Below are 23482 nucleotides of genomic sequence, written 5' to 3'. Positions count from 1 at the left end.
CCCATCTGCGAAGCGTCTATGGATAGAAAACCTCAACCGCGTAGTTAGCGGCTTTGGCGGTGCTTAACTCAAAGTGGACTTTGATTGCACTCTCAGAATTAGCTGCAAAGCCTTTGGTTACATTAGCTGGCGTTTCCAAATATTCTTCCGGTTTGAACACACGCTGCAGTACCGGGCGATTACGACTATCTTTCAAGACGAGTTCTAACATCGGCCATGCTTGAGCTGTATTGCTCTTGTTACGGAATTGTGCCGCAAGTTGGAGCACGTGCGGCTCTTGGCTTAAGGTCGTTAATTCGGTACCTTCGACGACGATATTTTCAATTTGTGTTGGTAGCTTAATCTCACAGCCAATTTGCGCGCACATTTTCTGTAGGTGAGGTTTGCTTGCCGGATATTGCGCAGCAATGGTGGAACGCATGAAATAGACCGTCTGCGCTGTTGCTGCCAACAATAAGATTAAGACGCCAAGTATAAGCCCGAATGTTTTGAGCTTTTCGTAACGATGTGCACGTTCGGCTTGCACCATGAAATCTGGCTGCTCTTCTGACTCAACGTCGATTGGCGATACATGATCCGTGGTGCTTTCACTTGGCTCATGGAAGCTCGGTTCGGTTTTTTGAGGTGGACTTGCTTTGATCGCTTGTTTCTCAAGCTGTTGGCTCTCGTGTTCATCGAGCAGTGATTGCAAGTCTTGTTCAACATCATCTTCTAAAACAGTATCGTCCGAGAATACAGGCTCGTGGCGCGAGTAAGTTTTATCGTCAGTCGCTGCAATTACCGCTTTCGTTTCGACTTCGATTTGGCTAAGTTCTGCAGATTCTTGCCATGTGCGTTCTTCGTCGCTTAATTCAAAATCTAAGCTTGCAGTCAGCGATGAAGTCTGTGCTTTTGTTGCAGGCATTTCCGCTGCTGACGCTTCCAAGTCAACAGGGTCGAGTTCGGGCGTACTACTTTCGGTGTTTTCATCAGCAGGATGAGCATCGCCTTGCGCATCGATTAATTCTAGCTGCGAGGAATAGTGTTCGGCCGTATCGAGATCCTCGGAATGCGGTTGGATCGCGTCTTCCGTGGAGGGAGTCTCGACCATTGCCGCAAACGAAGCAAGCTTTTCTTGGAATAGAGCGATGTCATCGAGCTCTTGCTGATTAGGGCTGTGCTCTTCACTTACTAATTGCGCTGCTACCTCTTGCTCCTCAGCCGGCTCGTCGAAGGGCAGTGGGGAAGAGCTTATTTCTTCTATTTCCTCTTTTCCTGTCTTTTCAAAAGCTGAGCCCAAATATTCGGCGAATTCTTCAGGCACGCTTTCTTCATCGGCCTGCTCCTGCAGCTGCTTGGCGCTCGAATTAGTCGAAGACTTCTCAGTTACAACAGCGTCTGTCGCTGCGGCAGTCGTGACATCAGATGCTGCTGGTGTTTCGGATTCGATGGTGGTTTCTGACTCGTCGTTTTCCAAATCGGTCGTGCTTGCAGGGGAATCACTGCCTAAAGATTCATCGGCAGTAGAACTTGGTGCCGTATGATCAAAAGGAAGAGTTGTTTCTGCTTCGAGGGCGGGGGCCCCGGCCTCGATTTCGACCGCATGTTTGGCCTCCTGTGCCGTCTCCTGTCCAGTGTTCTGGCCTTCTTCAGGGACTGCAGGTGCGATTGGTGTAGCGGCAGTACTTGCTTCCTCTTGGCTCGGCGGTGTTCGTGGAGCCTCGCCGGGGGCGAGTAGATGTTCAATGCCGTTAAAGGTGTGTTTGCAAGCACCGCAACGCACCATGCCAGCGTGAAGTTTTAGCTGATCATTGGCGACACGAAAACTGGTATAGCAGTGTGGGCATTGCGTTGCGAGAGCCATGTCTTACCTCAACTGATTAAGACGCTTTACGGCCGTGTAAGGCGACCCAACCTTCACGTTCTTGCCAAACGCTCAGTGCAATGAAGGGTGCGTAAGCTGCCGCGACTTCTTCTGCTTGACGTGCGAGTACGCCCGATAAAACAAGAGCACCACCAGCCTTCACGCGACCGGATAACATTGGCGCCATCAATTTCAGCGGGCTCGACAAAATATTGGCAACCACCACGTCGAATTGGTGTGCGGCTGGATAGCTTTCACCAAAGGCTTCTGGTAAGGCATATTCGATTTCACATTGATTTTTTTCTGCGTTGAAGTTTGCTGATTCAATCGCTTGTGGGTCGATATCGACGCCGACCACGTGTTGCGCGCCCAGCTTTTTGGCAACCATTGCCAAGATGCCGGAGCCACAACCATAATCCAAAACAGTGAGGCTTTCTGGCGCATTGGCTTCCAGCCATTCCATGCACAGACGTGTAGTTGGATGGCTACCAGTACCAAACGCTAAACCAGGATCAAGTTCGAGTACGAGAGCATTCGCATCCGGGGCATCATGCCAGCTTGGTACGACCCAAATGTTTTTGCCGATGTGGATAGGCTCAAATTGGGACTGCGTGAGTCGCACCCAATCTTGCTCTTCAACTTTGCGGGTAGTGAAACTTGGTGTGTCGGCCAACTGAATCGCTGCTGCTGCATCCGCCACGATGGCCGTATGATCTGCATCGACATCTGCTAAGGCAACCACGCGACTGCGTTCCCATGCATGTTCGGTGGGTTCCATGCCAGGTTCGCCGAACAGGGGTTTTTCAGCATCAGTCCCTTCATCAGCATCTTCGACCGAGACCGAGAGGGCGCCAGCTTCCATTAAGGCATCGGATAGGTTTTCTGCGTGATCACGTGCAACTTCAATAATAATTTCTATCCAAGCCATGCTGTTCTTTCGTTCTGGTCAAATGTCGCTACACAAGGTCGTGCTTGTGAAAGTGACAGTGTAAATCAAAAAACGCGATTGAATATGATATCTCAATCGCGTTTGCTGTTCGTCTACTGCGGTGTCGAGGTGCTTTGCAGTGATCCTCAAGTACTTTTTGCTATCGATTACTTGTCTTTTTTGAGGACAGGCATGTCTGCCAACTTATGTTCCAAATAGTGAATATTGGTGCCGCCTTCGATGAAGCGCGCATCGACCATCAATTCACGATGCAAAGGAATATTAGTTTGAATGCCTTCAACCACCATTTCGGATAAAGCAATTTGCATACGGCGTATCGCTTGTTCACGCGTCGTGCCATACGAGATCACTTTACCAATCATGGAGTCATAATTGGGCGGTACGAAGTAGCCAGCATAAGCGTGAGAATCGACGCGAATGCCTGGGCCACCAGGTGTATGCCAAGTCGCGATGCGGCCTGGTGATGGTGTGAACTTAAAAGGATCTTCAGCATTAATACGGCATTCGATCGCATGACCGCGCAGTTCAACATCGGATTGTTTGAAGCGCAATTTCTCACCAAAGGCGATTCGAATTTGCTCTTGCACGATATCGATACCAGTAATCATCTCTGTCACTGGGTGTTCCACTTGAACGCGCGTATTCATTTCGATGAAATAGAACTCGCCATTTTCGTACAAGAATTCAAAAGTACCAGCGCCGCGGTAACCGATTTTCTTACAGGCTTCGGCGCAACGATTACCGACTTTTTCAATCAATTTACGTGGAATGCCGGGAGCTGGCGCTTCCTCGATCACTTTTTGGTGGCGACGTTGCATGGAGCAATCGCGTTCGCCTAACCAAATCGCATTGCCGTGTTGATCAGCCAAAATCTGGATTTCCACGTGACGTGGATTTTCCAAGAATTTTTCCATATAGACTTCTGGATTGCCGAAGGCTGCACCAGCTTCTGTCTTGGTCATCGTCACCGCGTTGAGCAAAGCGGCTTCAGTGTGAACCACACGCATACCGCGACCACCGCCACCGCCAGCCGCTTTGATAATGACTGGGTAGCCGACTTTACGCGCTGTTTGCACGATGACTTTTGGATCGTCCGGCAAGGCACCATCAGAACCAGGTACGCAAGGTACGCCCGCTTCGATCATGGCATGTTTAGCTGAGACTTTATCGCCCATCAAACGGATGGATTCAGCACGTGGACCGATAAAGACGAAGCCAGACTGTTCGACACGCTCAGCAAAATCAGCGTTTTCAGACAAGAAGCCATAGCCGGGATGGATGGCTTGCGCATCGGTTACTTCGGCAGCGCTGATAATGGCTGGCATGTTGAGGTAACTTAACGGAGATGCCGCTGGACCAATACAAACGGACTCATCCGCCAATTTCACGTACTTGGCTTCGCGGTCAGCTTCAGAGTGCACAACCACGGTTTTGATACCCATTTCGCGGCAAGCGCGTTGAATACGGAGAGCAATTTCGCCACGATTGGCGATCAGAATTTTTTCAAACATGATGTTTACTTTGGCAGAGGTTAGAGCCTAGGTTGAGGCTGTTAAGGCCAATAAGCTTGATGCGATGAAGCTAAGAACTGTTGATTGTTGTAATGCTCGAATTTGAGGTTCTGTTCTTGGCTTCAATGCGCAAGCAAGCTTCTGCTGCGATCAGCCAATGATGAACAAAGGTTGACCGTATTCAACTGGCTGACCATTTTCAACCAAGATTTGTTTGATGCTGCCAGAGAAGTCACTCTCGATTTCGTTCAAGAGTTTCATCGCTTCAATGATGCAGAGTGTGTCGCCTTTGTTGACGTTTTTGCCAATATCAACAAATGGAGCGGAGCCTGGTGATGCTGCACGGTAGAAAGTGCCAACCATTGGGGATTTAACAACGTGGCCTTCAACTGCTGGCGCCGCTGCTGGTGCAGCCGCAGCCGGTGCTGCTGGCGCTGCGACTGGTGCCGCTGCTGGTGCTGGCATCGCATGATGCAATTGTGGTTGCATCATCATGACCTGACCTTGTGTTGCTGGTGCAGATTTCACGATTCTGACTTTACCTTCGCCCTCAGTCACTTCCAATTCCGAAATATCGGATTCAGCAACGAGGTCGATGAGGGTTTTAAGTTTTCTTAAATCCATGTGAAATCTCCTGAAAGAGGTGCGAAAAAGTGCGCTCGTAGCGCCTTATCGACTGTTATTGGAAAGTACGCAATCAAAAGTTATTGTATAAATATGAGTTAATTGCGTGAAGATGCGAGAATTTAAAGGTTTTTTAGTGCAAAGTCAATTGCTAAACGATAGCCATCGGTACCGAGTCCGCAAATGACTCCTTTGGCAACACTTGATAAAAAAGAATGGTGCCGAAATGCTTCGCGTTGGTGAATATTGGAAATATGAACTTCGATAAATGGAATTGCCACACCACTCAAAGCGTCGCGTAAAGCAACACTAGTATGTGTCAGTCCACCAGGGTTAATCACAATCGCGTCGATCTGTTCTGATCTTGCTGCATGGATACGATCAATCAATTGACCTTCGTGATTACTTTGGAAACAAACAAGGCTTACGCCCTGAGCTTGTGCCTGTTGAATTGCTGCGTTTTCAATATCTTGTAGCGTGGCAGAACCATAGATTGCTGGTTCACGTGTGCCCAATAAGTTGAGATTGGGGCCGTTCAGCAGAAGAAGCTTTTGAGCCATATTGTTAGATTATTTGCAGAAGTTAGCAGCATTTTGCCGTTACTTGTGTGGGCTTGGCAAGCAAAAAAGCACGCTCGTCTGTATATTTCTTGTAAAAAACTTGGCTTGGGAAGGGAAAGAGTGAGCCGACCGTGCACTTTGCTGACTTGGGGATGGCGGCAAACCTATGCATGCCAGCCATCCGCGCATGTTTATCTTGTGAGATTGATAATTTGAGTGGCTCTTGTTAGAACGGCTCGGCGGGGATTGTCATTGTGTTCAAATGTTGTATTTCTGTATATCTGCACGCAGTTCTTCCATTTTGAGTCGGCCAAAATAAGATTTCACGATCTTACCCTCGCTGTTGACCAACACAGTAAATGGCAGGCCGCCTGCCTGATTGCCCATGGCAGTCGAAATATCGGTGCCTTCCATGCCGGCTGCAAAAACGGGGTAGGTGATTTTGTATTTTTCTGCGAATTCACTGATGTTGTTGGGTGTATCGATGCCGATGCCAAGTAGTTGCACATTTTTGCCTGCAAGTTGGGTTTGGAGTTCAGCTAGTTCTGGCATTTCCTGCACGCAGGGTTTGCACCACGTTGCCCAGAAATTCACGACGAGGAATTTGCCTTGCCATTGTTTTAAGGGTTGCACCACACCTTTGGCATCTTTTAAGTTAAGGCTGACCAGCTTTTGCACGGCGCCATCAACCGGCGTTTTGGGTTCCAAACGTTTGTTGCCGACATAAGCGCCAGCGGCGGCGCAGAAAATGGCGACGGTAAGGCCCATCTTCAGTAGGTTTTTGTTCATAAATAAGTCCTTAACGATGTTTTATGGATGCTTTGGTTCGTATTTTGCTTAGTATTTTGATGCGCGGACTCGTGGTCTCATCACTTTAAACAGTTCACTTTATTCTGATTCCGCCAGCAATTGTTTCACCGCATTGAGATCGGCGCGCTCATTGCGATCGGTGTGTTTGAGATCGTCAAAGTCATGCACCATCAAATGTACCGCTTCGCGTTTAAACATGAAGCTTAAGGTTTCGGAAGCTTCGCCACGTCGATTGCCGTGTTCAGAGACTTCGAAGTCAATGCCGAGATTGAGTAGGAAGATGGCCAGATCTTTGGCATTTTCTGTATATAAATGCAAATAAATATCAGAATGTTCGCCCGCCGTACCATTCATGGCCGCGCCAATCAGGTAGGGATTGAACTGGCTGAGCTTCTCCATCACTTCGATCGCGATCAAGCGCAATTCCCGAAGGCGTTGTGGTTGGGTATCCGCACAGAAAAGGGCGTGGTATTCGCGAACTTCTTGTTCAATCTGCTGATTGTCTGGCAAGACATTGCCGTTAATTTTTTGATTGCCGAGCACTTGTTTGGCGGCGCGGCGCTTGGCGGTACTGTATTCACAGCCTTCTTCGGCGATTAAGCGCGCTGCTTGCATCGCGATTTCTGAACGCAATTGCGCAAGTCGGTCTGTTTCTGGAAAGTTGAAATTTGTCATGTGCATATCATATCGTATTCGGCTAAACCTCGTCTGTCGGGTAGAATGTCGAGATCGATAGCACATGCTACAGAAGTGGGCGATGAACAGGGTTTAATCGACTGGCATCTTAGTTCATTCGCCATTTCAGTACATAACAAGAAGAAAGCATTGCAGTTTATGCACATTCATATTCTAGGTATTTGCGGCACCTTTATGGGCGGCTTGGCCGCTCTGGCGAAACAAGCAGGACATACGGTCACCGGTTGTGATGCCAACGTGTATCCACCAATGAGCACACAGTTGGAGCAACAAGGGATACGTCTGATCGAAGGATTTGGCGAAGAGCAGCTGGATTTGCAGCCCGATCTCTTTGTGATTGGGAATGTGGTCTCACGTGGCAATCCATTGATGGAAGCGATTCTGAATCGTGGTCTGCCTTATGTCTCGGGCCCACAATGGATGGGTGAACACATCTTGCGTAACAAATGGGTACTAGCGGTGGCGGGTACACATGGTAAAACCACGACATCCTCCATGCTCGCTTGGATTTTGGAATATGCGGGGTACGCACCTGGATTCTTGATCGGTGGCGTGCCTTTGAATTTCGGTATCTCCGCGCGTTTGCATGGCGATAAAGCTTCAGACTTTTTTGTGATTGAAGCCGATGAATACGATACCGCGTTTTTTGATAAGCGCAGCAAATTCGTGCATTACCACGCCAAGACCGCAGTCTTGAATAATCTCGAATACGATCACGCAGATATTTTCCCTGATCTCGCCGCTATTGAAACCCAGTTCCATCATTTGGTGCGGACGGTGCCCGGGATTGGGCGGTTGGTTGTCAACGCTGATGAAGCGAGTTTGCAGCGTGTCGTCAAGCGTGGTTGCTGGAGTGAAAAAGAGAGTTTCTCCGCAGCGTCAGCGAGTGAGGCGGAATGGCAAATGCGCGTCACTGAAGGCGATCATTTTGAGGTCTTGTATCGCGGCGAAGTGCAAGGGCATCTGCAGTGGAATATTAACGGCGCGCACAATCGAATGAATGCCCTGGCTGCGATCGCGGCAGCACGCCATGTCGGTGTGCAAGCGGCGACGGCAATTGAGGCCCTATCCAAGTTTGTGAATGTGAAACGTCGTATGGAAGTGCGTGGTGAAGTGAATGGTGTGCGCGTGATCGATGATTTCGCTCATCATCCCACCGCCATTCAAACCACCTTGGATGGTCTGCGTCGAAGTGTTGGTACGCGCCGTATTTTGGCGGTACTCGAACCGCGCTCAAACACCATGAAGATGGGCGCAGTGAAACAAGCTTTACCAGCTAGTTTGGAAACCGCTGATTTGGTGTTTGCTTATGGCGCGTTGAGTGGCAAAGATGCGCTAGGATGGGATCTCGCCGAAGCCTTTGCACCTTTGGGTGATAAAGTAAAGACGTATCACGATTTGGTGCCGCTGGTTGCTGATATCGTCGCAGCGAGCCAAGCAGGCGATAGTATTTTGGTCATGAGTAATGGTGGTTTCGGCGGCGTTCACCAAAAGCTCTTGGATGCGCTACAAGGTTTGAATGCGAATGTTAGTGCAACGGCGCAAGTGGTGACAAACGCATGATTCTGTATTTGCACGGATTTCGTTCTTCTCCATTGTCTTTCAAGGCACGCTTGCTCACCGATTATTTTCGGGAGCAGGGACGTTCACATGAATTCGTTTGCCCAGCCTTGCCCGCTTCGCCAGCCGCCGCGATTGCTTTGGCGCGCTCGATTGTGCAGCAACATCCTGAGCAGGAATGGAGTTTGATTGGTTCATCGCTGGGCGGCTGTTACGCGACATTTCTTGCTGAGGAATTGAATTGCAAAGCGGTGTTGTTGAATCCCGCAGTAAAACCGCCGCGCGAATTAGCAAGCTATGTTGGCATCACGACCAATTACCACACGGGCGAAGAGTTTGAGTTTAAGGCCGCCTATGTTGATGAATTGAAGGCATTGGCAGTCGACAAAATTACCAAACCCGAGCGCTATTTCTTGATGGCGGCGACGGGGGATGAAGTATTAGATTGGCGCGAAATGGTCGCGCATTATGCAGGCGCTCAACAGTTTGTGATTGAAGGGAGCGATCACGGCATTAGTGAGTTCGCAGACTATTTGCAAATGGTGGTGGATTTTTGTGATGCGTGAGTTTGCGACGGATGAATTGATGATTCCGCAGTCCGACCTAGCCAAGGAGCAGTTGCGCCATCGTTTCCCGCGCTGGCATTCGCATATCGGTGCGATACACACGAGTGAAGTGATGCAAGATTGGCTAAGCAACCGCGATTCCTTGACGGCTCGCTTGGTGGCGCGCAGTTCGCGTTTTCGTGTGCAACGTTTGCGACAAGGACGGGCGATGTGTTTGCGTGATGAGTTTCATGCTTTGGGTTTGCCGCGAGTTACTCAAGTCACCGAACGTGAAGTGTTATTGCGCTGTGATGAACGTGCCGTGGTGTATGCGCATACGGTATTGTCCTTGGATGCCAATGCGAGTCATTGGCCCTTGTTCGCTTCGCTGGGGAATCGTTCTTTAGGTTCGACCTTGTTCAGTGATCCGCAAGTCGAACGAGGGCAGTTATATTTCGCGCGTTTGGGACGTCGCCATCCCTTGATGCAGCGCATAGTGCGCGTACATGCATTGGCGGATGACGTCGCTTATTTGTGGGCGCGACGCTCGGTATTTCGTCGTAAAGGTTCGCCTTTGTTAGTAACAGAAGTGTTTTTGCCGGAAATTTTGGACTTGCCACGAATTTCTGGTCAATGATCAAACATGATGGAATTGAGCCAATTGAGTTCAATTTCAAGGTCTTATGAAAGATCATGAGACAGTAAAAATGAGATTGTAGAAAATAAGATGAATGTATTTTTTGAAGAGTCTGGTGATTTCAAAGCAGGTAGCGTGTTGTCACAGGCAGGTGAGGCATATCAAGTTGAGTTGGCTAGCGGTAAGCGGACTAAGGTCAAAAGTAAGGATGTGCTATTGCAATTTACGAGTCCAGAACCAGGCGCCTTATTAGCCAACGCAAAGAGTATCGTCGAAGGAATCGACCTCGGTTTTCTGTGGGAAGTGGCTGGCACCGATGAGTTTGGCTTTGCAGATTTGGGTGCAGAGTATTTCGGCGCGAATCCTAAAACCGAAGAATTGGCCGGCTTGATTTTGGCACTACACCAGTCGCCGATTTACTTCCAGAAAAAAGGGCGGGGTCGTTATAAAGCTGCACCGGAAGAGAATCTCAAAGCGGCCTTGGCTGGGATTGAAAAGAAGAAACAGCAAGCCCTGGTGCAAGCGGCGTATGTGGAAGAACTTAAGCAGTACCGTTTGCCAGATGCCTTCGCTAGCATTGGCTTGCAACTCTTATTTAAGCCCGACAAAAATAGTATCTCGTACAAGGCGATGGTGGAAGCCTGTGCCGAATTGCAGACCACGCCTGCTAAATTGATGCTGGCATGCGGTGGTTTGAAAAACGCCAAAGATTTTCACTTGTCGAAATTTTTGTTGGAACATTTCCCAAAAGGCGTGGGATTTCCCGCGACACCGCTGCCGAGCTTACCCGAGAATTTATCGGTAGCTGCGGTACAAGCTTTTTCTATCGATGACGTGACGACCACCGAGATCGATGACGCTTTTTCTGTGCAACACCTTGATGCAAATACGGTCAGAGTTGGGATCCATATTGCTGCACCAGGTCTTGGTATCCAAAGAAATGACGCCTTTGATCAGATGGCGCGTCAAAGAATGTCAACCGTCTATATGCCGGGCGACAAGATCACCATGTTGCCGGATGATCTGGTACAGGTCTACACCTTAGGCGAAGGACAAACGCGCCCCGCCGTTTCTTTGTACGTCGATTTGAGCACCCAAGATTGGCAGATTCAGCGCACCGAAACCAAAGTCGAAATGGTGCCCATGGCGGCGAATTTGCGACATAACGATTTGGACGCTTTGGTCACAGAAGAAAACTTGGCAAATGATGCGGGTGAGTATCCGCACAAAGCTGAGATCGCTTTGTTGTGGAAGTGGGCGCAAGTGTTGGAAGCGGGACGGATGGCGAAGCGCGAAAGTTTTGGTCTCAAGCCCGAGCAAAACAATCGGGTCGATTTTAACTTCTATGTGGAAGACGATGTGGTCAGTATCGTTCGCCGTAAGCGCGGCGCACCGCTCGATAAAATCGTCGCGGAATTAATGATCTTGGCCAATAGCACCTGGGGAAAACTCTTGGCCGATCACGGTATTCCAGGGATCTATCGGGCGCAAGGTGGCGGCAGTGGTGGCTGGGCGGCGAAGATGCAAGTGCGCATGGTGACGCACGCAGCGCCGCATCAAGGTTTGGGCGTCGATCAATATGCTTGGAGCACCTCGCCATTGCGACGCTATACGGATTTGATTAATCAATGGCAAATCATCGCTTGCGTGCAACACGGTGTCACCGCAGCCTTGGTCGCACCATTCAAACCCAAAGACGCTGACTTGTTCGCGATTGTCTCTGGTTTCGATGCTGCCTATGCTGCCTATGCTGACTTCCAAACTAATATGGAACGTTATTGGTGCTTGCGTTGGTTGGGACAAGAACAAAAACGTCAGGTCGATGCTGTTGTTTTGAAAGACGAAGTCTTGCGTTTAGTTGAAATTCCTCTGATCATTCGCATGGCTGGTATGCCAGCGGCCGCGCGAGGTGCGCAAGTGCGCTTGGAAATTTTGCGCTGGGATGAGTTGGATTTGAGTGTCGAGGCACGTTTCTTGGAAGTTTTGGGTACCGAAACCTCTGAAGATCTCGGGGATGAGGCAGAAGATGAAATGGAACTAGTCGAGGATTTCTCGGCGAGTGAAACAGAGAATGTCGAACTTACTCAGGCAACGGAAACAGAAATGACAGTGGCTGAGGAAGTAAAACCGGATGATGAAGTTCAACAGGCATAAGTGAGTCGAATCAACCACTCAATGCTAACGATGAGAGCGATCGCAACCCAAGATGGCTTTCTGGTTCCGTGAATTGCTCGGTGAATAAAATAGATTGGTGAATGCTTGGATAAGTTACTGAAAACGATCTTGAATAATGTGTTTTTGAGTTCGGCGATTTTTATCTCCGTGCTTTTTCACGCAGTTGTTTTGCTGGTGCATTTCGTTCCCGCGATTCAAGAAGCGGTAACTCCAGTGGATCCTGGTCTTGAGATTATTCTAGTCAACGCAAAGCACGAAAAGCGTCCCTCTAGCGCACAAGCACTGGCGCAAGTGAATTTGGATGGTGGTGGTCAGCACGATCAAGGACGTGCTAAATCGCCGTTGCCGGATATGCGACGCGTTGAAGATGGTGATAGCGTCGTGACGACGCAAAAGAAGATTCAAGAATTGGAAGAACGCCAGCGCCAATTACTAGATCAAGTTCGCCAAGAGACGACGGTGAAGTCGCAAAGGGTACTGGATAAAAAACAGCTTGATGATCAGCAAGCGGAGAATGGACGCGACCTGTCTGAGAGTAAAAAAGCGTTAGCGCGTTCAATTGCGGAGATCTCGCAAACGATTGAAGATCAAAATAAGCGCCCACGTAAAACCTTCTTGTCCCCGAGTACGCAAGCGGTTGGTCACGCCATTTATTACAAAGCATTGCAGAAAAAAATCGAAGACGTTGGCACCATCAACTTCCCACAGGTCAATGGTAAGAAATTGTATGGCCAAGTGATTGTGTATATTCCAATTTTTCAAGACGGTACGATCTACGAAAAAGAGGGTGGGCCAAAAGTAGAAAAATCTTCTGGCATTCCTGAACTTGATTCCGCAGCACTTCGTATTGTTCGAAAAGCGGCGCCGTATGGACATTTCCCACCCAATATGAGATCGAAAGATAAGGACGATATTTGGATTGTGGTAACGCAATTTAAATTTACGCGCGACCAACAATTAGAGACCGAGATGCGCGGGGGGAGGGTTCGTGAATAGTAATGTACTTGATCGTGCCGCTGGCGAACGCGACGATCTTATTTCAAAGATAGGAGCGAGCGAAACCGATCTTTACTGTGTGTTTGGTAATCCAATCGCACACAGTAAATCACCTTTGATCCATGGCCTATTTGCCGAGCAAACTGCGCAAGCATTGCGCTACGAAGCCCGACTCGCACCCTTGGATGGTTTTGCGGCCGAAGTGAGCGAGTTTGCACAACAAAATGGACGCGGCGCGAACGTCACTGTTCCGTTTAAGTTAGAAGCATTTGCCTTGTGTGATCGACTGAGTAAGCGCGCAGAGAGCGCGGGCGCTGTGAATACCTTACGCTTTGTAGACGACAAAATTGAAGGTGATAATACCGATGGTGTTGGCTTAGTACGCGATATTGTCGTCAACGCCGGCTTCGCTATTCGTGGCAAACGTGTTTTACTGATTGGCGCCGGTGGGGCGGCACGCGGTGCTCTATTGCCACTTTTAGAGCAACAACCAAAGTCGGTTCTGATCAGCAATCGTACTGTGTCTAAAGCAGAAGAATTGGTTGCGATGGCGAGCAAATGGACTTCTGAGAAGGACGTGTGCACGGCAAGTTCATTTCAAGATGTGTCGGGCGAGTTTGATCTGATCATTAATGCGAGTTCGGCGAGTTTGATGGGTGAATCAATCGCTCTGCCGAACACTCTTTATGCACCGCAAAGTCTCGCGTATGACATGATGTATGGGGCTGAATTGACCCCATTTCTCAAAAATGCGCAAAATGCGGGATCGATGGTGCGCGATGGTTTGGGAATGCTGATCGAACAGGCAGCGGAGGCGTTTGCAATTTGGCGAGGGGTGCGGCCGGATACCCAGCGTGTTTTCGCACAATTGCGCGGTGCTTTGAGTGCTGCAAAAGATTTAAGTACTTAATGGGGTTTCGGTTTGAAGAAGAAATTATTTCTTTGGCTATTCGTACTTCCAGTAAGCCTATTCTTGCTGGTGCAGCTGTATTACTTGGTGCATATCTTGTGGTGGATTAACCATAATCCAGAATCCACAAGTTTTATGCGTCATCAAGAAGTCGTTCTGCAGGAGAAAGACCCGAAGTTTGTGCTGAAGCATAAGTGGGTTAGCTATGACAAGATTTCAAATCATCTTAAACGAGCCGTAATTGCCGCTGAAGACGATGGGTTCGTCGATCATGATGGAGTCGAGTGGGAGGCACTGCAAAAAGCCTACGAGAAGAATAAGAAAAAGGGCAAAGTCGTTTCGGGTGGTTCCACCATTACTCAGCAGCTGGCGAAAAACCTCTTCTTGTCAGGTGAGCGAAGCTACCTCCGTAAAGGCGAGGAATTAATCATTACTTATATGCTCGAGATGTGTATGGATAAAGAGCGTATTCTCGAAATCTATTTGAATGTAGTGGAGTGGGGTGTCGGCGTGTTTGGTGCGGAAGCCGCCTCGCAGCATTATTATGGGGTAAGTGCATCGAAGCTATCGATGCCGCAAGCGGCGCGTTTAGGTGTGATGTTGCCGAAGCCTCGCTATTACGATAAGAACCAAGGCTCTGCTTATTTGCAGAAAAGAACAGAAATGATACTGCGTCGTATGAATTACGCAGAATTGCCCTAAGAACGGGAGACCACCATGATTAATGTTTTTGTTTTACATAATGGACGATTGAGTCAGATTCATATTGAAAGCCGTGAAGACCTTCAAAATACGCTACCAATTTGGGTTGATTTGACAGACCCCAACGAAGAAGAGCGTGAATGGGTTAAAGGTATTTACGGAGTCACTTTGCCTGGCGAAGATGAGGTGAAGGATATCGAAGCCTCAGCGCGTTACTACGAAGCTGATAATGGCGATCTTCATTTGCGAACGGATTTTTTGATCGATGAGTCTGAAACCGCGCAAACTGTGACAGTGGCTTTTATTTTAGCGCGCGAGATTCTGTTCTCTGTCCATACCATTGATTTGCCCGTATTTCGCTTAGTGCGGATGCGGGCGCGTTCTCGTCCAGGTTCGATCGCGGACTATAAAGACGTATTGATGGATTTGTACGCAACTGATGCTGAATATTCCGCTGATGCCCTCGAAGGGGTTTATCAAAATCTCGAAGCTGTGAGTCGCGCGGTTCTTAAGAAGGAATTTTCAGATCAAGATGCGGCCGTCGCCTTGAATGCAATCGCTCAAGAGGAGGATTTGAACGGACGTATTCGCCGTAATATGATGGATACCCGTCGTGCTGTGAGCTTTTTGATGCGTGGTAGGTTATTGAATGCAGAGCAGTTTGAAGAGGCGCGTCAGATTCTGCGTGATATTGAATCGCTGGATGGCCACACTTCCTTTTTGTTCGATAAGATTAACTTCTTGATGGATGCCACAGTCGGTTTCATTAATATTAATCAGAACAAAGTGATTAAGATTTTCTCGGTTGCGTCTGTCGCATTTTTGCCACCGACTTTGATCGCCAGTATTTACGGTATGAATTTTTCAATCTTGCCGGAATTGAAATGGGACTTGGGTTATCCCTATGCTTTGGCTTTGATGTTCGCGTCTGCCGTGACACCGCTCTTGTATTTTAAAAAGCGTGGTTGGCTGAAATAGAGCATCTCAGAAATTGTGCGGCCTGTGCTGTCAAACACTTCAGTATGACAAATTGTTAATGAATGTAAGCTCGACAATAATTTCCCGTAATTTACTTTCGGGAAATTTTTTGTTGTTGTAGAATCAACCCGACCCATGTTCATTGAAGGCGCGTCACAAGTACGCTCGGCCAGAATCTGGCTAACAATGTCCACGTTTCAAATTCCCGGGTATAAAGAATGAGCCAAAACGACACACCTGCAACATCAGGATCACCGCTTCGCTTCCAAATGGGAGCGCCTTCGGTTGGCATTCGAGAAGATTTACTTCATCGAGATCCCTTGCTTGATTGTTTAGTTGAATTGACTCGTATTCATGGCCGACCAAGCACGCGCGCGGCCTTGACAGCCGGATTGCCTCTGTTGCCGGAAGGACTCACGCCATCGCTATTCGCGAGAGCGGCAGCACATGCGGGTTTTTCCGCCAAAGTGGTGAAACGCGATTTACGTAAGATCGATTTAGCTTTATTGCCTGTCATTCTTTTGCTGCAGAATAATGAAGCTTGCCTCCTCCAAGCGTGGAACGAAGATGGTACTCAAGCGCAAGTGTTGTTGCCTGATTCAGGGCAGGGTGCAGTCACCATGTCTTTGGAAGAATTGAACGCTCGCTATATCGGCGTAGCGATCTTTTCACGTCCGCACTTTCGTTTTGATCAAAGAACACCTCCGTTGGTGCAGGTCCCTCAAAAGCACTGGTTTTGGGGCGCAGTACTTGAGCAAAAATCGATCTTCAAAGATATCTTAGCTGCAGCGTTGTTGATTAATATTTTTGCCATCGCAATGCCTCTATATACGATGAATGTGTACGACCGCGTTGTCCCCAACTTTGCGGTCGAGACTTTGTGGGTGTTTTCTGGCGGGATTGTGTTAGTCCTGATTTTGGATTACATCATTCGCTTGATGCGAGGTCACTTCATCAGTCTTGTCAGTAGTCGTATTGACCTCAAACTCTCAGCTCTCATTATGGAGCGAGTGTTGGGTATGAGGATGTCTGAACGACCAGCTTCGGTTGGCGCTTTTGCCTCGAATTTACGCTCTTTCGAGACTGTTCGTGATTTCATCGCCTCGGCCACGGTGACGGCGATGATTGATTTACCGTTTGCGATTCTGTTTTTGTTGACCTTGATTTGGATTGCATGGCCCTTGGTCTTGTTGCCAATTATTGGCATTATTTTGGTCGTCATTTATAGCTACTCTGTGCAGCACAAAATGCGCGAACTTTCGGAGACCACATTCCGTGCAGCTGCTTTGCGCAACTCAACCTTGGTGGAAAGCCTCACCGCCTTGGAAACGATCAAGGCGCACGGTGCTGAGAGTCAAATGCAGGCCAAATGGGAAAAGACGACTGCGTTCTTGGCTAAGGTGAATTCTGAACTAAAGCTACTTTCTTCCTCCAGTATCAATGGTGCTTCGACAATTCAGCAGTTAGTGAATGTCGCGGTCGTTATTGCCGGCGTTTATCTCATTCAAGAACGGATGATGTCGATGGGTGGTTTGATTGCAGCAACCATGTTGGCAGGACGTGCTATGACCCCCGTTGCTCAGGTAGTCGGACTGATGTTGCAGTTTGAGGGAGCAAAGAACTCATTAGCGTCGCTCGAAAAAATCATGGCAACACCAACAGAACGCAGTGATGAAACAGCCTTTGTACATCGTCCAGAGATCAAGGGACAAATCGAATTTAAGAATGTCCACTTTAGTTATCCAGGCAGAAAAGAAGAGGCCTTGCGAGGTGTAAGCTTCAATATCATGCCGGGCGAAAAAGTCGTCATTATTGGCCGTATTGGATCTGGTAAATCGACGCTGCACAAATTGATTTTGGGGCTGTATGCGCCAACCAAAGGTGCAGTAATGCTCGACGGAGTCGATTTGCGACAGCTTGATCCTGCGGATTTACGTCGAAATTTGGGTTATGTTGAACAAGATTCGATGCTCTTTTATGGCACGCTGCGCGAGAATATTACGATTCGTGCGCCGTACGCCGATGATCGCGCAGTGCTGGCAGCGGCAGAGCTTGCCGGTTTGCAGGAGTTTGTGAATAGTCATCCTGAGGGTTTTGATATGGTCATTCGCGAGCGTGGCGAGTCGATCTCAGGAGGCCAACGTCAAAGTATTGCGATTGCGCGAGCCGCGTTACTTGATCCGCCGGTTTTGTTATTGGACGAACCAACCAGTGCCATGGATTATCCATCGGAGGCGCAGTTCAAAGATAGGATTGCTAAGTATGGACAGCACAAAACCATGCTGATCGTGACTCATCGACCAAGTCTGATGGATTTGGCGACACGGGTTATTGTGATCGATAGTGGCGTAGTAGTCGCCGATGGTCCACGCGATAAGGTGATGCACGCATTGCAGACCGGTCAAATTGGAAAGGCTCGAGTATGAAGCCGGCGCGTCGTTTCTTATATGTTCTGTTGGCGATGCTGGAACGTGTTCGCTTAATGATGGGCTTTGCCCCAGGCCAATGGTTGAAGCGTTGGAATGATGATGCCAAAATACCCGAATCCGATTTCATGCAGGATGCCGAAAGCATCATCATCCAGCAGGAGCCAATTCAAGCACGGGTGCTAACGCGCTTTGTATTGTTAAGCGTAGTCATTTTTATCGTTTGGGCGTCTTTGGTGCATGTCGATGAAATTACCAAAGGCGAAGGCAAAGTGATCCCTTCTCAACAGCTGCAAGTGTACCCAAGTTTGGATGGCGGGATCGTCACAGAGATTCTGGTAAAAGAAGGTCAGGTCGTCAATGAAGGGCAGGTCTTGCTGCAGATTGATACGACACGTTTCGAGTCATCGGTGAAAGAGAATCGTTCTTTGTATTTATCCTTGACGGCCAAAGCAGCGCGCTTGCGAGCAATTGGTGAAGGAACCCCTTACGTCGCCCCTGAAGAGGTGGTGAAGGAAGATCCAAAAACAGCTGAAGAAGAGCAGCGTCTGTATGAAAATGTGACAAATGAATTGAATGCGCAAGTGTCAATCGCGCGTCAACAATACCAGCAGCGTAGTCAAGAACAAGCGGAAGCATTGGCTCGTCAAAGGCAGGCAGCGAATGCCTATGAGTCGACCGCGAAAGAATTGAACGTGACAAAGCCATTGTTGAGTTCTGGCGCTGTTTCTGAAGTTGAGATATTGCGTTTAGAACGCGATGTGACGCGTTTTAAAGGAGAGCGAGATGTCGCGGCTGCTCAGGTCGCACGAGCGACCGCAGCGATGGCCGAGGCAACGCGAAAAATCCAAGAGGTGGAACTCGCTGTGCGAAACAACGCGAGTAAAGAATTATCTGAAACCATGTCGCGCCTGAACTCCTTGGTGCAGTCGAGTGCAGGGTTGGTGGACAAGGTCAAACAGTCAGCGATTCGTAGTCAGGTACGTGGTACGGTCAAGCGATTGTTGGTGAACACTGTTGGTGGCGTGGTGCAACCGGGGCGCGATGTGGTCGAAGTGGTCCCACTCGACGGCAAGCTGATTTTAGAAGCTAAAGTAGCGCCGAAAGATATTGCTTTCTTAGTACCAGGCCAGAAAGCGGTCGTGAAGTTTACAGCTTACGATTTTTCAACCTATGGTGGTCTTGACGCGAAGGTTGAGCATATCGGCGCCGATTCCATCACCGATGAGCGCGGCTTTACTTATTATACGGTGAGGGTCGCTACGAATAATTCGCGGCTTGCCGGTGGCCAACCGATTATCCCTGGTATGGTCGCCGAGGTTGATATCATTACTGGCAAAAAGACCATTTTGACTTATTTGCTCAAGCCAGTATTGCGTGCTAAACAATCTGCTTTCACTGAGAGGTAAGAATGAGTTTTGGTGAAAGCTATTTTTACTCGTTGCATTATCAGGTTCCCTCGGCGCTCCTCGAGCTTGAACCCAATATTCAGCTGATTAGCGAAGATTTTACTGATGTCGACTTGAGTTTCTCTGGCTTGATTTGGTTTCATCTTGCGCCAGGGGCGACCATTGCCGCTCAAACCGCGACGATTCGCAAATGCCTCCCGCATGGCAAACTGGTTATCATGAGTGACCTGCCAAGTGACCTTGAAGCACTCGCCGCGTTTTCTATCATGGCTAAGGCCTATTGCAATACACATTCAGGAATGAGTGTGCTAGCGAATGTCGCGAGTGTAGTGTTGCAGGGCGGTATCTGGATTGGCGAGGCGATCATGCATCGCTTGCTTGAAAATCAAGTGCCAGCACAAGATATCGCTAAAGTCGTCAATACGAAATGGGATAACATTTTGACTACTCGCGAGCGAGAGGTTGCGGTGATGGTGGCAAATGGTTTGCCGAATCGCGTTATCGCCGAAAAAATGTCGATCACCGAGCGCACGGTAAAGGCGCATGTCGGTGCAGTTCTGGAGAAATTGGGCTTAAAAAGTCGCCTCCAACTCGCATTATTAGTTAAAGAAAGTTAAATTTTTTCACTGACTGTACTTTGGTACAATTGTCTTGGAGAAATTCATTTGCTATCGTCGGAAAATCAATGTTTCCGTCTGGAGTTCTGACATGGCAAATTCAACAAATATCATCGGTAAAGTCATCGCGATCAAAGGGACTGCAATTATTAAGGCAGCTGATGGGTCGCAACATGTTCTAAAAATCGGTGATGTTATCTACGAAAAAGACGTCATCGTCGCTGCTGCTGGCAGTGAAGTTGAATTAGCCTTTGATTCGGGACGTAGCTACCTCGTTCGTGCGAATGAGACCGTCACCTTAGATCAGAGCGTCTTTGATCCAGTTCAAGTTGATCCAAACGCCAATGCGCTTTTGCCGCCTGCGAATGCTCAAGACGTTGCAAATGCCGTTATCGGTGGCAATAGCCTCGATAAATTGTTAGAAGAGACTGCCGCTGGTTTGGGCGGCGGTGACGCAGGAGACGGGAACGGCTTTGTTCGCCTTGATCGCATCGCCGAAGGCGTCACGCCAGGCTCTATCGATACTCAGGTTACCGCCAGTGGGACAACCGCAGACTCTCAATCCAATGCGCCAGCTCCGGCGGTGCAAGAAGTGTCCGTTGTTTCAGTTTCTGGTTCTAGCTCGAGCGAAGGTACTGCGCAAGAATTTGTCGTGAAATTGTCGGGTACGACCCAGACAGTCACACCTTTGACGCTCGCATTGAGTTCCGGTTCCGCGACTGTAGGTGTCGATACTAGTACGACTCTCGTTTCCGTTGATGGAGGGGTGACTTTCACACCTTTGAATGGCACGGTGCAAGTGCCAGTCGGTGTTAGTGAAGTGATTGTACGTGTCGGAACAGTGCGAGACGGCGTGATCGAAGGTAATGAAACTGTCTCCTTAGTTGCGAGTACGTCCTCCAGCGCAAATGTTGTGACAGGACAGGGTACGATTATTGACGGCGCCGTACCTAATGCAAGTATTTCTGGACCTGTCGAGATTAATGAAGCCGCAGGGACAGTGACCTTCACGGTCCAACTAAGTGAAGCTAGTCCTGCGAGTATCGCTATTAACTATTCCACGAGTAATGGCACGGCGCAGTCGGGAACAGACTTTACTTCGGTAATCGGTAGTGTCGTGTTCGCGCCTGGTGAAACGACTAAGACAATTACGGTTCCCATTACAGATGACAAGGTGTTTGAAGGGCCAGAGAATTTCACGGTGTCGCTCACAAACGGTAGTAACGTGGTGGTCACGGGAAGTTCCGCTACGGTCATTATTAAGGATGATGGTACTGGCACAGGTGCGACGAGTGATGATCGTCCGGTGGTTGCATCGATCAATAATCCAGTTACCGATGAAGGTGGTAATTTAGTCTTTACCGTAAAATTGTCTGGTGTGAGTACTACGGCAACGCCAGTTAGTCTTAGTTTGCAATCGGGTAGTGCAACGCTCGGAACGGATACCAGTACACAAGAGGTTTCTGTGGATGGCGGCGTCACTTGGGTACCGTTGTCTGGATCTGTGAACATTCCGGCTGGATCGACTGAACTTTTAGTGCGTGTTGCAACTGTCGTTGATGGAATTTTGGAAGGAAATGAAACGATAGGTTTAACTGCAGCGACTCCACATAACACTAGCCCACTGAGTGGAACGGGTACCATCGGTGATGGTGTTGTGCCAAGTTTGAGTTTGTCTGGCCCAACTGATATCAATGAAGCTGCGGGAACGGTCACCTATACCGTGACTTTGAGCAAAACGAATGTTGCGCCAGTCACTGTGAATTTCAGTACTGCGAACGGCACAGCGATCGCAGGTAGCGACTTCGCTGCATCCACAGGAACTTTGACGTTTGCTCCAGGCGAAACCACCAAGACTTTCACGGTCGCGATCAATAACGACGCAGTGTTTGAAGGCGCAGAGAATTTCCAAGTGAATTTGAGCAGCCCAAGCAATGCGACGATTGCCACGGGTAGTGTGACAACGACGATCCATGATGATGGAACGGGTACAGGCGGTGGTGATGATGACCGCTTGGTCGTGACCTCAGTCAGCAGCCCAACCGTGGGTGAAGGCGGCAACTTGGTCTTCACGGTGAACTTGAGTGGCACCAGTACAACGGCAACGAATGTCAGCGTGACACCAAGTTCTGGTTCTGCGATTCTCGGCACAGATACTGGCGCTCAAGAATATTCTACAAACGGTGGAGTGACTTGGAGTCCATTGACTGGCAACGTAAGCGTACCTGCTGGCAGCAGTAGCTTCCAGGTGCGTGTTGCGACGATTAACGATGGTGTGATTGAGGGCAGCGAGACAATTAGCTTGAGCGCGGCGACGCCTCAGAACACTTCTGCTATTTCTAGCGTTGGTACTATCATCGATGGTGGAGTGCCAAAAATCAGTTTGAGTGGACCCGCTGATGTGAATGAGGCTGCAGGTACAGTTACTTACACCGTGAGTTTGAGTAATGCGAGCCAAGCGCCGATCAGTGTCAATTACAGCACGGCCAACGGTTCGGCAACTGCGGGTAATGATTTTACTGCTGGTAGCGGTACTTTGACTTTCGCGCCAGGCGAAACCACCAAGACTTTCACGGTGGCGATCAGCAACGACGCGGTGTTTGAAGGTGCAGAGAATTTCCAAGTGAATTTGAGTAGCCCAAGCAATGCGACGATTGCAGCGGGTAGTGTGACGACCACGATCCATGATGACGGTACGGGTACAGGCGGTGGTGATGATGACCGCTTGGTTGTGACCTCCGTCAGCAGTCCAACCGTGGGCGAAGGCGGCAACTTAGTCTTCACAGTGAACTTGAGTGGCACCAGCACCACGGCAACGAATGTCAGTGTGACACCAAGTTCCGGTACAGCGACCTTGGGTACCGATACAGGGGCTCAAGAATATTCAACAGATGGTGTGAATTGGAGTCCATTGACCGGTAGTGTCAGCGTTCCAGCAGGTAGTAGCAGCTTCCAAGTACGTGTTGCGACAATCAACGATGCTGTATTCGAAGGAAATGAAACAATCAGTTTGTCGGCGGCAACAGCTCAAAATGTGTCCCCAGTCACTAGTACCGGTACGATTGTTGATGGCGTGATTCCTACAATTAGTTTGAGTGGACCGATCGACGTCAATGAAGGCATTGGAACGATTAGTTATACCGTCACACTGAGCAGTGCTATTGGTGTACCTGTTTCAGTGAATTACTCAACAGTCAATGGCACTGCATTAGCGGGCAGTGATTTCACTGTCGCGGGCGGTACTATTACATTTGCCCCAGGTGAGACGAGTAAGATCATTACGGTGTCAGTGACAAATGACAATGTTTATGAAGGTCCCGAAAATTTCCAAGTTCGCTTGAGCGCACCGACGAATGCCACAATTGCAGACGGTGTCATTAACACAGTCATTAATGATGATGGCGTTGGTACAGGTGGTGGTGATGATGATCGCCTAGCAGTGATTAGTGTTTCGAGCCCAACAGTCGGTGAAGGTGGAGACCTCGTTTTTGCAGTGAAACTGAGCGGCGTCAGCACGTTAACGACACCAATCGA

Annotated in this window: 19 protein-coding genes (1 of these 19 only partly in view); 12 read left to right on the top strand and 7 right to left on the bottom strand. The window is 48.9% G+C overall.

Features of this window, described 5'->3' with window-relative positions; translation table 11 throughout:
• Positions 1–16: 16 nt before the first annotated feature.
• The 7 genes from RF679_RS12535 to RF679_RS12505 form a co-directional block, all read right to left on the bottom strand.
• Positions 17–1843: a DUF3426 domain-containing protein gene (locus tag RF679_RS12535; protein ID WP_309480969.1), complete on the bottom strand. Its 1827-nt coding sequence runs from the start codon at positions 1841–1843 to the stop codon at positions 17–19.
• Between the two features lie 16 nt (positions 1844–1859).
• A complete protein-coding gene (gene prmA / locus RF679_RS12530) occupies positions 1860–2771 on the bottom strand; it encodes a 50S ribosomal protein L11 methyltransferase (RefSeq protein ID WP_309480968.1) in 912 nt (303 codons plus the stop codon).
• Positions 2772–2938: 167 nt separating this feature from the next.
• Entirely contained in the window at positions 2939–4303 is a 1365-nt protein-coding gene (gene accC / locus RF679_RS12525) for an acetyl-CoA carboxylase biotin carboxylase subunit (RefSeq protein ID WP_309480967.1), read from the bottom strand.
• A gap of 150 nt (positions 4304–4453) precedes the next feature.
• Positions 4454–4927 carry an acetyl-CoA carboxylase biotin carboxyl carrier protein gene (gene accB / locus RF679_RS12520; protein ID WP_309480966.1) on the bottom strand — a complete coding sequence of 158 codons (474 nt, stop codon included), beginning with the start codon at positions 4925–4927 and terminating at the stop codon, positions 4454–4456.
• A gap of 122 nt (positions 4928–5049) precedes the next feature.
• Positions 5050–5487 (bottom strand): type II 3-dehydroquinate dehydratase, encoded by a 438-nt coding sequence (gene aroQ / locus RF679_RS12515; protein WP_309480965.1) that lies wholly within the window; start codon positions 5485–5487, stop codon positions 5050–5052.
• Between the two features lie 258 nt (positions 5488–5745).
• Positions 5746–6276 (bottom strand): TlpA family protein disulfide reductase, encoded by a 531-nt coding sequence (locus tag RF679_RS12510; RefSeq protein ID WP_309480964.1) that lies wholly within the window; start codon positions 6274–6276, stop codon positions 5746–5748.
• Positions 6277–6375: 99 nt separating this feature from the next.
• Positions 6376–6972 (bottom strand): hypothetical protein, encoded by a 597-nt coding sequence (locus RF679_RS12505; protein ID WP_309480963.1) that lies wholly within the window; start codon positions 6970–6972, stop codon positions 6376–6378.
• A 159-nt stretch (positions 6973–7131) separates the two neighbouring features.
• Between RF679_RS12505 and mpl the strand changes: the two genes are divergently transcribed.
• The 12 genes from mpl to RF679_RS12445 form a co-directional block, all read left to right on the top strand.
• Entirely contained in the window at positions 7132–8556 is a 1425-nt protein-coding gene (gene mpl, locus RF679_RS12500) for a UDP-N-acetylmuramate:L-alanyl-gamma-D-glutamyl-meso-diaminopimelate ligase (RefSeq protein ID WP_309484015.1), read from the top strand.
• Entirely contained in the window at positions 8553–9119 is a 567-nt protein-coding gene (locus RF679_RS12495) for a YqiA/YcfP family alpha/beta fold hydrolase (protein ID WP_309480962.1), read from the top strand. Before mpl ends, RF679_RS12495 begins: the two co-directional genes overlap by 4 nt.
• A complete protein-coding gene (locus tag RF679_RS12490; protein ID WP_309480961.1) occupies positions 9112–9735 on the top strand; it encodes a chorismate--pyruvate lyase family protein in 624 nt (207 codons plus the stop codon). The genes RF679_RS12495 and RF679_RS12490 overlap by 8 nt, the downstream gene beginning before the upstream one ends.
• A 90-nt stretch (positions 9736–9825) precedes the next feature.
• Positions 9826–11889 (top strand): ribonuclease catalytic domain-containing protein, encoded by a 2064-nt coding sequence (locus tag RF679_RS12485; protein ID WP_309480960.1) that lies wholly within the window; start codon positions 9826–9828, stop codon positions 11887–11889.
• Positions 11890–11994: 105 nt separating this feature from the next.
• Positions 11995–12906 (top strand): energy transducer TonB family protein, encoded by a 912-nt coding sequence (locus RF679_RS12480; protein ID WP_309480959.1) that lies wholly within the window; start codon positions 11995–11997, stop codon positions 12904–12906.
• A 49-nt stretch (positions 12907–12955) separates the two neighbouring features.
• Positions 12956–13816 (top strand): shikimate dehydrogenase, encoded by an 861-nt coding sequence (gene aroE / locus RF679_RS12475; protein WP_309484014.1) that lies wholly within the window; start codon positions 12956–12958, stop codon positions 13814–13816.
• Positions 13817–13828: 12 nt separating this feature from the next.
• Entirely contained in the window at positions 13829–14518 is a 690-nt protein-coding gene (gene mtgA / locus RF679_RS12470; protein WP_309480958.1) for a monofunctional biosynthetic peptidoglycan transglycosylase, read from the top strand.
• Between the two features lie 15 nt (positions 14519–14533).
• Positions 14534–15496: a magnesium/cobalt transporter CorA gene (corA, locus tag RF679_RS12465; RefSeq protein ID WP_309480957.1), complete on the top strand. Its 963-nt coding sequence runs from the start codon at positions 14534–14536 to the stop codon at positions 15494–15496.
• 269 nt (positions 15497–15765) lie between these two features.
• Positions 15766–17922 (top strand): type I secretion system permease/ATPase, encoded by a 2157-nt coding sequence (locus RF679_RS12460; protein ID WP_373921778.1) that lies wholly within the window; start codon positions 15766–15768, stop codon positions 17920–17922.
• On the top strand, positions 17919–19331 hold the full coding sequence (locus RF679_RS12455) for an HlyD family type I secretion periplasmic adaptor subunit (RefSeq protein WP_309480955.1): 1413 nt from the start codon (positions 17919–17921) through the stop codon (positions 19329–19331). The genes RF679_RS12460 and RF679_RS12455 overlap by 4 nt, the downstream gene beginning before the upstream one ends.
• 2 nt (positions 19332–19333) lie before the next feature.
• Positions 19334–19948, top strand: a complete 615-nt coding sequence (locus RF679_RS12450; RefSeq protein WP_309480954.1) for a response regulator transcription factor — start codon at positions 19334–19336, stop codon at positions 19946–19948.
• Between the two features lie 91 nt (positions 19949–20039).
• Positions 20040–23482: the beginning of a Calx-beta domain-containing protein gene (locus RF679_RS12445; protein WP_309480953.1), read on the top strand. The gene runs 9319 nt beyond the window's last position; only the first 3443 of its 12762 coding nucleotides appear in the window; its start codon is at positions 20040–20042; the stop codon falls past the right edge of the window.

The organism is Undibacterium cyanobacteriorum (assembly GCF_031326225.1).
Taxonomy (GTDB): Bacteria; Pseudomonadota; Gammaproteobacteria; order Burkholderiales; family Burkholderiaceae_D; genus Undibacterium; species Undibacterium cyanobacteriorum.
The sequence above is the reverse complement of the archived record's forward strand: the minus strand, read 5'-3'. Positions and strand labels throughout refer to the sequence as shown.

What these genes read in the sequence shown, in the direction of transcription:
- RF679_RS12535 (WP_309480969.1), bottom strand. Translation starts at nt 1,843, where the DNA reads ATGGCTCTCGCAACGCAATGCCCACACTGCTATACCAGTTTTCGTGTC.
- prmA (WP_309480968.1), bottom strand. Translation starts at nt 2,771, where the DNA reads ATGGCTTGGATAGAAATTATTATTGAAGTTGCACGTGATCACGCAGAA.
- accC (WP_309480967.1), bottom strand. Translation starts at nt 4,303, where the DNA reads ATGTTTGAAAAAATTCTGATCGCCAATCGTGGCGAAATTGCTCTCCGT.
- accB (WP_309480966.1), bottom strand. Translation starts at nt 4,927, where the DNA reads ATGGATTTAAGAAAACTTAAAACCCTCATCGACCTCGTTGCTGAATCC.
- aroQ (WP_309480965.1), bottom strand. Translation starts at nt 5,487, where the DNA reads ATGGCTCAAAAGCTTCTTCTGCTGAACGGCCCCAATCTCAACTTATTG.
- RF679_RS12510 (WP_309480964.1), bottom strand. Translation starts at nt 6,276, where the DNA reads ATGAACAAAAACCTACTGAAGATGGGCCTTACCGTCGCCATTTTCTGC.
- RF679_RS12505 (WP_309480963.1), bottom strand. Translation starts at nt 6,972, where the DNA reads ATGACAAATTTCAACTTTCCAGAAACAGACCGACTTGCGCAATTGCGT.
- mpl (WP_309484015.1), top strand. Translation starts at nt 7,132, where the DNA reads ATGCACATTCATATTCTAGGTATTTGCGGCACCTTTATGGGCGGCTTG.
- RF679_RS12495 (WP_309480962.1), top strand. Translation starts at nt 8,553, where the DNA reads ATGATTCTGTATTTGCACGGATTTCGTTCTTCTCCATTGTCTTTCAAG.
- RF679_RS12490 (WP_309480961.1), top strand. Translation starts at nt 9,112, where the DNA reads ATGCGTGAGTTTGCGACGGATGAATTGATGATTCCGCAGTCCGACCTA.
- RF679_RS12485 (WP_309480960.1), top strand. Translation starts at nt 9,826, where the DNA reads ATGAATGTATTTTTTGAAGAGTCTGGTGATTTCAAAGCAGGTAGCGTG.
- corA (WP_309480957.1), top strand. Translation starts at nt 14,534, where the DNA reads ATGATTAATGTTTTTGTTTTACATAATGGACGATTGAGTCAGATTCAT.
- RF679_RS12460 (WP_373921778.1), top strand. Translation starts at nt 15,766, where the DNA reads ATGGGAGCGCCTTCGGTTGGCATTCGAGAAGATTTACTTCATCGAGAT.
- RF679_RS12455 (WP_309480955.1), top strand. Translation starts at nt 17,919, where the DNA reads ATGAAGCCGGCGCGTCGTTTCTTATATGTTCTGTTGGCGATGCTGGAA.
- RF679_RS12450 (WP_309480954.1), top strand. Translation starts at nt 19,334, where the DNA reads ATGAGTTTTGGTGAAAGCTATTTTTACTCGTTGCATTATCAGGTTCCC.